8 protein-coding genes and 1 pseudogene are annotated in these 9654 nt (G+C 68.9%); 6 read left to right on the top strand and 3 right to left on the bottom strand.

Features of this window, described 5'->3' with window-relative positions; translation table 11 throughout:
- Together N5E02_RS18565 and N5E02_RS18560 are read left to right on the top strand one after the other, a co-directional pair.
- Positions 1 to 951, top strand: a 951-nt coding sequence (locus N5E02_RS18565; protein ID WP_279946591.1) for an ATP-binding protein, incomplete at its 5' end; no start/stop codon positions are given.
- A complete protein-coding gene (locus N5E02_RS18560) occupies positions 932 to 1645 on the top strand; it encodes a response regulator transcription factor (protein WP_005420506.1) in 714 nt (237 codons plus the stop codon). The genes N5E02_RS18565 and N5E02_RS18560, both read left to right, overlap by 20 nt.
- A 96-nt stretch (positions 1646 to 1741) precedes the next feature.
- Here the strand turns inward: N5E02_RS18560 and N5E02_RS18555 are convergent, their stop codons facing one another.
- The 3 genes from N5E02_RS18555 to coaBC are packed head-to-tail and all read right to left on the bottom strand — an operon-like array spanning position 1742 to position 5862.
- A complete protein-coding gene (locus N5E02_RS18555) occupies positions 1742 to 4090 on the bottom strand; it encodes a phosphomannomutase/phosphoglucomutase (RefSeq protein ID WP_279946590.1) in 2349 nt (782 codons plus the stop codon).
- Positions 4091 to 4102: 12 nt separating this feature from the next.
- Positions 4103 to 4576 carry a dUTP diphosphatase gene (dut, locus tag N5E02_RS18550; RefSeq protein WP_279946589.1) on the bottom strand — a complete coding sequence of 158 codons (474 nt, stop codon included), beginning with the start codon at positions 4574 to 4576 and terminating at the stop codon, positions 4103 to 4105.
- The gene (gene coaBC, locus N5E02_RS18545; RefSeq protein ID WP_005420512.1) at positions 4573 to 5862 is read right to left on the bottom strand and encodes a bifunctional phosphopantothenoylcysteine decarboxylase/phosphopantothenate--cysteine ligase CoaBC; all 1290 of its coding nucleotides are present in this window, start codon (positions 5860 to 5862) and stop codon (positions 4573 to 4575) included. Before coaBC ends, dut begins: the two co-directional genes overlap by 4 nt.
- 199 nt (positions 5863 to 6061) lie before the next feature.
- Here coaBC and N5E02_RS18540 point away from each other — a divergent pair, with 199 nt between their 5' ends.
- From N5E02_RS18540 to N5E02_RS18525, 4 genes and pseudogenes are all read left to right on the top strand, one after another.
- A complete protein-coding gene (locus N5E02_RS18540) occupies positions 6062 to 6688 on the top strand; it encodes a response regulator transcription factor (protein WP_061478747.1) in 627 nt (208 codons plus the stop codon).
- A gap of 70 nt (positions 6689 to 6758) precedes the next feature.
- Positions 6759 to 7463 carry a DNA repair protein RadC gene (gene radC / locus N5E02_RS18535; RefSeq protein ID WP_014035697.1) on the top strand — a complete coding sequence of 235 codons (705 nt, stop codon included), beginning with the start codon at positions 6759 to 6761 and terminating at the stop codon, positions 7461 to 7463.
- 114 nt (positions 7464 to 7577) lie between these two features.
- On the top strand, positions 7578 to 9266 hold the full coding sequence (gene argS, locus N5E02_RS18530; RefSeq protein ID WP_005420518.1) for an arginine--tRNA ligase: 1689 nt from the start codon (positions 7578 to 7580) through the stop codon (positions 9264 to 9266).
- A gap of 21 nt (positions 9267 to 9287) precedes the next feature.
- Positions 9288 to 9654, top strand: a pseudogene (locus tag N5E02_RS18525) (sporulation protein); the annotation flags it as partial.

The following is a 9654-nucleotide window of genomic DNA, read 5'->3' as shown; positions in this document are numbered from 1 at the left end:
CAGCCCAGCGGGCGTTTCACCGATACCCTGGCCGGCGCGCAATGGTGGTTCCTGCCGCTGCTGGACGGCGAAGACCGTGCGATCGGCGTGGCCGGCCTGTACCTGCCCGGCGCACAGGCGCGCCTGCTGCCCGAGCAGCGGCAGCTGGCCGAAGCGATGGTCGATGACATCGCCCAGGCCGCGCTGCGCACGCGGCTGGTGGCGGAACTGGAGCAGGCGCACGTCAGCAACGAGACCGAGCGGCTGCGCTCGGCCCTGCTCTCCTCGGTGTCGCACGACCTGCGCTCGCCGCTGGCGGCGATGATCGGGTCGGCCGACAGCCTGGCCAGCTACGGTGCAGCGATGGATACCGCTGATCGCCGCGCCCTGCTGGACACCATCCTGGTCGAGGGCGAACGGCTGGACCGCTACATCCAGAACCTGCTGGACATGACCCGGCTCGGCCACGAAGGGCTGAAGATCAACCGCGACTGGATCGGCGTGGACGAGCTGATCGGCTCGGCGGCACGGCGCCTGCAGCGCTACCAGCCAAAGGTGCGGCTGGAGCTGGACATTCCAGCCACGCTGGCACCGATCTGGGTGCACCCGGCGCTGGTCGAACAGGCCGTGTTCAACGTGATGGAGAACGCGGCCAAGTTCTCGCCGCCCGACGCCGCCGTGCAGGTACAGGCGCGCGAGCTGGACGGCCAGCTGCGCATCGACGTGATCGACGCCGGTCCCGGCATTCCCGATGACGAGCGCGCGCGCATCTTCGACATGTTCTACAGCGTCGAGCGCGGTGACCGAGGCCGCCACGGCACCGGCCTGGGCCTGACCATCTGCCAGGGCATGATCGGCGCACATGGCGGCAGCGTGCAGGCGCTGCCCGGACGCGACGGTCGCGGTACCCTGATCCGCATCACCCTGCCCCTGCTCAAGCCAGCCTCCCACGATGAGCCCGACCCCGATTGATGCCAGCGTGCCGGCCGCACGCGTGCTGGTGATCGATGATGAAACCCAGATCCGCCGGTTCCTGGACATCAGCCTGCGCGCGCAGGGCTACCAGGTGCGGCAGGCCGCCACCGGCCAGGAAGGCCTGCAGCTGGCCGCCAGCGAGGACATGGACCTGGTGATCCTGGATATCGGCCTGCCGGACATGGAAGGCCACGAGGTCCTGGAACAGCTGCGCCAGTGGAGCCAGGTGCCGGTGATCATGCTGACCGTGCGCGCCGGCGAAGCCGAGAAGGTGCGCGCACTGGATACCGGCGCCAACGACTACGTGACCAAGCCGTTCGGCACGCAGGAACTGATGGCGCGCGTGCGGGCGCTGCTGCGCACGCGCAGCGTGCCGACCGATGGCACACCGCCGGTGTTCGACGATGGCCACCTGCACGTGGACCTGGTGCGTCGCGAAGTCGCCCTGCAGGGTGAGCCGGTGGCGTTGACCCGCAAGGAATACGCGCTGCTGTCGCTGCTGCTGCGCAATGCCGGACGGGTGGTGACCCAGCCGCAGATCCTGCAGGAGATCTGGGGGCCGACCCACCAGCACGACACCCACTACCTGCGCATCCTGGTCGGCAAGCTGCGGCACAAGCTGGGCGATTCGGCGCTGGATTCGCGCTACCTGTTCACCGAGCCGGGCGTGGGGTTGCGGTTCAAGGGGTAGTGCCGGCCGCTGGCCGGCAACTGCAGGGTGTGTGAGGTTCATGGGCTTGCCGGCCAGCGGCCGGCACTACCCATTCTGCTGCAGCTTCCAAAGGGGTCAGAACCCCAGCGGGGTGTCGCCCAGCACTGGTTGCAGCTGGCTGCGGAACAGGGCCTGGATGCGTTCCAGTGCCGCCTCGTCGTTGCCTTCAAAGCGCAGCACCAGCACCGGCGTGGTATTGGAGGCACGCACCAGGCCCCAGCCATCGGCGAAGTCCACGCGCAGCCCGTCGATGGTCGACATGCGGCCACCCACATACGGGTTGTCCGGGGACTGCGCCGCCGCCACCAGCATCGCCACCAGGGCATGCGGCGTCCCGTCGGCCACCGGTACTTTCAGCTCCGGCGTGGCGACCATTTCCGGCAGCTCGCCCAGCACCTCGCCCGGCGTTTCCTCGCGCTGGGCCAGGATCTCCAGCAATCGCGCAGCGGCGTACAGACCGTCGTCGAAACCGAACCAGCGTTCCTTGAAGAAGAAGTGGCCGCTCATCTCGCCGGCCAGCTCGGCATCGGTCTCGCGCATCTTCGCCTTCATCAGCGAATGCCCGGTCTTCCACATCAGCGGGCTGCCACCGTTGCGCAACACGTGGTCGGACAGCTTGCCGGTGCACTTCACGTCGTAGATCACCATCGCGCCCGGATTGCGCATCAACACATCGGCAGCAAACAGCATCAGCAGGCGATCGGCGTAGATGATCCGGCCTTCGCCGGTCACCACGCCCAGCCGGTCGCCGTCGCCATCGAAGGCAACGCCGAGATCGGCGCCAAAGCGCTTGACCGTCTGCACCAGGTCTTCCAGGTTGGCCGGTTCGCTCGGGTCGGGATGATGGTTGGGGAAGGTGCCGTCGACATCGCAGTACAGCGGAATGACGTCGGCGCCGATCGCTTCCAGCAGCTGCGGCGCCAGTGCGCCGGCCACGCCATTGCCGGCATCGGCCACGACCTTCAGTGGGCGGTCCAGCTGCACGTCATCGGCGATGCGCTGGATGTAGTCGGCACTGACATCGCGCTGCTGGTAGTCACCGGGCTCAGCGGCCTGCACCAGGCGGCCCTCGACGATGCGCTGGTAGAGATCGGTGATGGCATCGCCGGACAGCGTCTCTCCGCCAATGACCACCTTGAAGCCGTTGTACTCGGGCGGATTGTGGCTGCCGGTGACTGCCACGCAGGTGCCGGTACGCAGATGGAAGGCGGCGTAGTACACCAGCGGGGTCGGCGCCAGGCCGATGTCGATCACCGCGCAGCCGGCACGGCGCAGGCCCTCGGCCAGCCCAGCCGTCAGCTCGGGTCCGGACAGGCGGCCATCGCGACCGATCACCACCTCGCGCAGGCCCTGCTCCAGTGCCACGGTGCCGATGGCCTGGCCGATCAGCGCCGCGGTCTTCGGTGTCAGTTCACTGCCCACCACGCCGCGGATGTCATAAGCACGGAAGATGCCGGCGGCCAGCTCTTCAGCGGGCACTGGCGGTGGCGGCGGTGGCGCGGCATCGCCACTGCCGGTCACAGCGGCCTCGGGTGGCGGCGCCTGCTGCAGGCTCTCGCTCAGGGTCGGGCCATGGTCGGCCTCGGACGCTGCGGCGCGGCGCGGCAGGGGCAGCGACTTCGGCAGTCGGTCACGTCCCACCACCAGCAACACGGCAATGAACGCCAGCAGCAACGCCACAATGGCGCTGGCCAGCGCGCCCAGGCCCAGCGGACCGGCGTCGACATTCGGCACCGACGCGACCAGCCGCAGCGGCGTGCCTGCAACCGGGCGCGCCAGGGCTTCGGCGCTTTCGGACAGGCCCACGTCGCCCTGGGTGACCAGATCGAAGCCACCCTGGCGCAGGCCAAGGAAGCCGGCGGACGGCGCACGCACCTGGTCCAGCGGCGAGGTCAGCCGCAGCAGCGGCTGGCGGACATAGATCACGGCCGGCCCCAGGCTGCCCAGCTGCACTGGCGCAGCCAGGCCCAGGCGATTGCCGCCACCATCGCGGACGACGCGCAGGCTGGGTTTGCCCTCAGCCACCGCCGCTTCCAGCAGGGCCAGGCGTGCATACCCGAAGGTGGCCGGATCGGCATAGGCGTTGGCCAGATCGGCCGTCAGCACCTCGACCTGCTCAACCCCGGTCCAGCTCTCGCGCACGGCCAGCGCCGCTGCAGCGGCATCGCCGGCCTGCAGCGCCTGCTGCACGCGATCGTTCTTCAACTGCTGCTGCAGCTGCTGCAACTGGCCTGCAGCGGCCTGCTGCAGGCCCTGCACGGCCTGGTCGCGCGCTTCTTCCAGCGCCTGGCCGTTGGCCTCCTGCCGCCATTGCTGCACCGCGCTCCATCCGAACCAGCCGGCCAGCAGGATCAGCAGCACCCCCAGTAGTGGTGCACTGCGACCCAACGACCGTCCCCGCTGTCCTTCCCCGATGCCGCTCATCGATGTCCCCTGTCAACGCACCCCGGTATGGCCGAATCCACCCGTGCCCCGCACGCTGTCGGTGAAAGTATCCACCACCTGCAGGCTGACGCGGGCAATCGGAACCACCACCAGCTGCGCGATGCGATCGCCGGGCTCGATGGTGAAGGCCTCGCGGCCACGGTTCCAGACGCTGATCAGCAGCGGCCCCTGGTAGTCGGCATCGATCAGGCCGGTGCCGTTGCCCAGCACGATGCCATGCCGATGGCCCAGCCCGGAACGCGGCAGGATCACCGCGCACAGGTTCGGGTCGGCAATGTGGATGGCCAGGCCGCTGGGCACCAGCGCGGTGTCGCCCGGCTGCAGGGTCAGCGCGGTATCCAGCGCCGCGCGCAGGTCCATGCCGGCGCTGGCTTCGGTGGCGTAGGCCGGCAGCGGCCAGCTGTCGCCGAAGCGCGGATCGAGCAGCTTGATCTGCAGCGGTTGGGAAAGGGATGCCTGGGTCATGCCTGGAGTCTCCGCGCGATCAGCGCCAGCAGTTGTTCGGCCAGTTCGCGCTTGGAGGTGGCCGGGAATACCTGTTCACCGTCCTGCCAGAAGGCCGTGGCGGCATTGTTGTCGCTCTCGAAACCACCGCCACTGATGCCGACCTGGTTGGCGATCACCAGGTCCAGGCGCTTGTCGATCAGCTTGCCGCGAGCATATTTCTCCACGTCATGGGTCTCGGCGGCAAAGCCGACCACCAGCTTCAGCGACTGCGTCTGCGCGGCGACTTCGGCCAGGATGTCCGGCGTGCGCACCAGCTCGATCACCAGCGACTGGCTGTCGGCGGTCTTCTTCAGCTTCTGCGCGGCGACCTGGCGCGGGGTGTAGTCGGACACTGCGGCGGCACCGATATAGATGTCGGCGGGCAGCGACTTCAGTACGGCATCGCGCATCTGCGCGGCCGAGCGCACATCGATGCGCTGCACGCCCGGCGGCGTCGGCAGCTGTACCGGGCCACTGACCAGCACCACCTGCGCGCCCAGCGCGGCGGCGGCGGCGGCCAGGGCGAAGCCCATCTTGCCGCTGCTGCGGTTGCCGACGTAGCGCACCGGATCGATGTCTTCGTAGGTCGGGCCGGCACTGATCAGCAGGCGCAACCCCTGCAGGGCACGGGTTTCCGGCGCGGCAACCGTCGCAACGACCCCGCCATTGGTCGCCAGCGCGGCCACGATGTCGCCCGGTTCGGCCAGCCGACCGGGGCCGGATTCACCTTCGGCCAGCGGGCCATCGACCGGGCCGATCACCTGCGCACCGCGCTGGCGCAGCAGGGCGATGTTGGCCTGGGTAGCCGGATGCAGCCACATCCGGTGGTTCATTGCCGGGCAGATCGTCAGCGGTGCGGTGCTGGCCAGACACAGGGTGCTGACCAGGTCATCGGCATGGCCCTGGGCCAGCCGCGCCAGCAGATCGGCGGTACCCGGCGCGACCACGATGCGGTCGGCCCAGCGGGCCAGCTCGATGTGGCCCATGGCCTGCTCGGCGGCGCTGTCCCACAGCGTGGTGCGGGTCGGCTGCCCGGACAGGGCCTGGAAGCTGAGGGGGGTGACGAACTGCTGGGCGCCGGCGGTCATCGCCACCTGCACCTGGGCGCCCGCGTCACGCAGGCGCCGCACCAGCTCCAGGGCCTTGTAGGCCGCGATCCCGCCTCCGACGCACAACAGCAGTTTCTGGCCTTCCAGCGCGCGGGCCGGCGCGGGGGAAGCGTTGGGGGAGTCAGCCACCTGGAATTCCTGTGCAAACGAGGGCATTAGCTTACCCGATGGTCGGTAATGTCCCGGTACACGGCACACATAGCGGGCGGCTATCAGCAGATGGGACTTGCGCCACAACGCTTCCGGGGTTCAAGACACTGCGATTCGGAACTTTCCTATACCTGTTGGCCGGCCACGTTTGCAGAATCGTCAGTGGCCACCGCAGGTGTGCCGCTTCGCTTTTCGAGGATTCCGCGTGCACCCGCGCATCATCATCGCCGACGACCATCCCGTCGTCCTGCACGGCATCCGCATCGTGCTGCAGACCCATCTGATGGAGGTCGTCGGCAGCGCGCGTGACGGCGCCCAGCTGCTGCAGCTGGTCGAGCACCACGGCTGCGACGCGGTGCTGACCGACCTCTCCATGCCGGGCACCGGCCCGGATGGCCCGGAACTGATCGCTGAGCTGCGCGCACGCCACCCGGGCATGCCCGTGGTGGTGCTTACCGGCGCCCGTCACCCCGGCCTGCTCGATGGCCTGCTGCGTGAAGGTGTCAGTGGCCTGGTCGACAAGTGCGCCGATTTCGGCGAGTTGCCGCAGGCCCTGAACGCGGCCATGGCTGGGCAGGTGTTCGTCTCGCAGCAGCTGCGCGACCACCTGCAGGCGCGCGACCTGATGTTCGCGCGTGAGCCGGCGGCGCTGTCGGCCCGCGAACAGGAAGTGCTGGACCTGTTGGCCGCCGGGCTGAAAGTGAACGCCATCGCCGTCCACTGCGGCCGCAGCCCGAAAACGATCAGCCGGCAGAAGGCCGAAGCCAAGCGCAAGCTGGGGCTGCAGAACAACCAGGAGCTGTTCGCCTATCTGCAGTCGCGACGCGACTGAGGCAACAGCCTACCCGGGCGTGCGCCCTGCCCTGATGGGACGCATCACGCGCGCTGGCGATGATGCAGGCATGCCCATCCATGACTGGCCCGAGCAGGAACGTCCCCGCGAGAAGCTGATCGCCCGCGGCCCCGCCACGTTGTCCGACGCAGAGCTGCTGGCGCTGTTTCTCGGCTCCGGCTTCGGTGGACGCGACGCGGTGCAGACCGCCCGCGACCTGTTGCAGGCGCATGGCCCCCTGCGCGTGCTGCTGGACCGCCCGGCCCGCGAGCTGGCCCGGTTGCCGGGGCTGGGGCCGGCACGAAGCTGTGCCCTGGCCGCCGGCCTGGAACTGGCCCATCGCTACCTGGCCGCCGAGCTTCAGCAGGGCGAGGCGGTCGGCAACAACCCAGCCGCGGTCGGCCGCTACCTGCAGCACCGCCTGCGCGGCCAGGCCCGCGAGATCTTCATGGCGCTGTTCCTGGACAACCGCCACCGGCTGATCGCCTGCGAGGAACTGTTCCAGGGCACCATCAATGCCGCCCCGGTCTACCCCCGCGAGGTGGTGCGGCGAGCCCTGCTGCACAATGCGGCAGCGGTGATCCTCAGCCACAACCACCCCTCCGGCGACCCGGAACCCTCCGGCGCCGATACCCGGATCACCGATGAACTGCAGCAGGCGCTGGCACTGGTGGACGTACGCCTGCTGGACCACTTCGTGGTCGGCGAAGGCCGCCCCGTTTCGTTTGCTGAACGGGGCCTGCTGTCCCCGCCCCAGCCACGCCTGTTCGGCTGAGCGGGCCTGACCAGGGCCGGGCAGGTACCCCCCACAGGCATGTTCTGGTCAGCGTGGGCGCGGGTATCTGCGCTAAAATGGGCGATTCCGCCGCTCATTCTCACAGCAGGCCTCGTGAAAAATCTCCTCCGCGCCCTGATCAGCCAAGGCATCGAAGCCTTGCGCGCCAATGGCACCCTGCCCGCCGACTCCCTGCCGCCGGACTTCGTGGTCGAGCGCCCGAAGACCCGTGACCATGGCGACTTCGCCACCAACGCCGCGATGCTGCTGGCCAAGGCCGCGCGCAGCAATCCGCGCGCACTGGCTCAGGCGCTGGTCGAGGCGCTTCCGCGCAGCGAGGACGTCAGCAAGGTCGAGATCGCCGGCCCTGGCTTCATCAACTTCCACCTGGCTCCGGCTGCGTACCAGCGCGAAGCCGCGTCGGTCATCAAGGAAGCCCACGACTACGGCCGCAACCTGTCCGGCAATGGCCGCACGGTGGGCGTGGAGTACGTGTCGGCCAACCCGACCGGCCCGCTGCATGTCGGCCATGGCCGCGCGGCGGCTATCGGCGACTGCGTGGCCCGCGTGCTCGACGCCAACGGCTGGAACGCCAAGCGCGAGTTCTACTACAACGACGCCGGCGTGCAGATCGAGAACCTGGCGCTGTCGGTGCAGGCCCGCGTGAAGGGCATTGCGCCGGACCAGGAAGGCTGGCCGGAAGGCGGCTACCGCGGTGAGTACATCGCCGACGTTGCCCGCGCCTACATGGCCGGCGCCAGCGTTGACCTGGAAGGCACGCTGGTGGTCGGCGCCAAGGACCCGGACGACATGCAGGCGATCCGTCGCTTCGCCGTGGCCTACCTGCGCAACGAGCAGAACCTGGACCTGGCCGCCTTCGGCGTCGACTTCGACATCTACTTCCTGGAAAGCTCGCTGTACGCCGATGGCAAGGTCGCCGAGGCCGTGGCCAAGCTGCAGGCCTCCGGGCACACCTACGAGGAAGGCGGCGCGCTGTGGCTGCGCAGCACCGATTTCGGTGACGACAAGGACCGCGTGATGCGCAAGTCCGACGGCACCTTCACCTACTTCGTACCGGACGTGGCCTACCACCTGTCCAAGTGGCAGCGCGGCTACGAGCGCGCGATCACCGAACTGGGTGCCGATCACCACGGCTCGCTGGCGCGCGTACGCGCCGGCCTGCAGGCGCTGGAAGTGGGCATCCCGCAGGGCTGGCCGGAATACGTGCTGCACCAGATGGTCACCGTCATGCGCGGCGGCGAGGAAGTGAAGCTGTCCAAGCGTGCCGGCAGCTATTTCACCCTGCGCGACCTGATCGAGGAGGCCGGCCGCGATGCGACCCGCTGGTTCCTGATCGCGCGCAAGCCCGATTCGCAGCTGACCTTCGACATCGACCTGGCCCGCCAGCAGAGCAACGACAATCCGGTGTTCTACGTGCAGTACGCGCACGCCCGCGTCTGCAGCCTGCTGCGCCAGGCCCAGGAAAAGGGCCTTGTGTACGAGCAGGGCAATGGCCTGGCCAATCTGGGCCGCCTGGCCGACGATGCCTCGCTGGGGCTGATGAACGAGATCTCGCGGTATCCGGAAGTGGTGGAAGCGGCCGGCGTGGCGCTGGAGCCGCACCTGGTGGCGCAGTACCTGCGTGAATTGGCGCATGCCTTCCACACGTGGTATCACGGGACGCCGGTGCTGGTGGACGACGCCACCGATCGCAACGCCAAGCTGACCCTGGCCTGCGCGGCGCGCCAGGTGCTGGCCAACGGCCTCGAACTCCTGGGCGTGAGTGCCCCGGAAAAAATGTAAGCATCAGGAGACGCAGTACACATGGCAGCACGACGCGGCAAAACCCAGGCACGACGCAACAGCAGCAGCCAGGGCACCCCCGGATGGGTGTGGCTGGTGGCCGGTGTGGCGATCGCCGCCGTGGTGTTCCTGGCGGCGCCGAACCTGTTCAAGGGCGAAGGCGATGGCTTCCTGCGTGCCGGTCCGCAGCCGAACCCGAACGCGCAGCCGGCCCCGGTCGCTGATGCCGACAGCGATGTCGGCAGCCAGCCGGCCGCGCAGCCGGCCACGCCGAAGCCGGCCGAACCGGAGAAGCCCGCCGCGACGCAGTACGACTTCTACACCCTGCTGCCGGGCAAGGAAGTGGAAATGTCCGACGCCGAACTGGCCGCCAGCGCGCGCGCCGAGG

The sequence above is a fragment of the Stenotrophomonas sp. GD03777 genome (genome assembly GCF_029842485.1).
Lineage (GTDB): Bacteria > Pseudomonadota > Gammaproteobacteria > Xanthomonadales > Xanthomonadaceae > Stenotrophomonas > Stenotrophomonas sepilia.
The sequence above is the reverse complement of the archived record's forward strand: the minus strand, read 5'-3'. Positions and strand labels throughout refer to the sequence as shown.

What these genes read in the sequence shown, in the direction of transcription:
- N5E02_RS18560 (WP_005420506.1), top strand. Translation starts at nt 932, where the DNA reads ATGAGCCCGACCCCGATTGATGCCAGCGTGCCGGCCGCACGCGTGCTG.
- N5E02_RS18555 (WP_279946590.1), bottom strand. Translation starts at nt 4,090, where the DNA reads ATGAGCGGCATCGGGGAAGGACAGCGGGGACGGTCGTTGGGTCGCAGT.
- dut (WP_279946589.1), bottom strand. Translation starts at nt 4,576, where the DNA reads ATGACCCAGGCATCCCTTTCCCAACCGCTGCAGATCAAGCTGCTCGAT.
- coaBC (WP_005420512.1), bottom strand. Translation starts at nt 5,862, where the DNA reads ATGCCCTCGTTTGCACAGGAATTCCAGGTGGCTGACTCCCCCAACGCT.
- radC (WP_014035697.1), top strand. Translation starts at nt 6,759, where the DNA reads ATGCCCATCCATGACTGGCCCGAGCAGGAACGTCCCCGCGAGAAGCTG.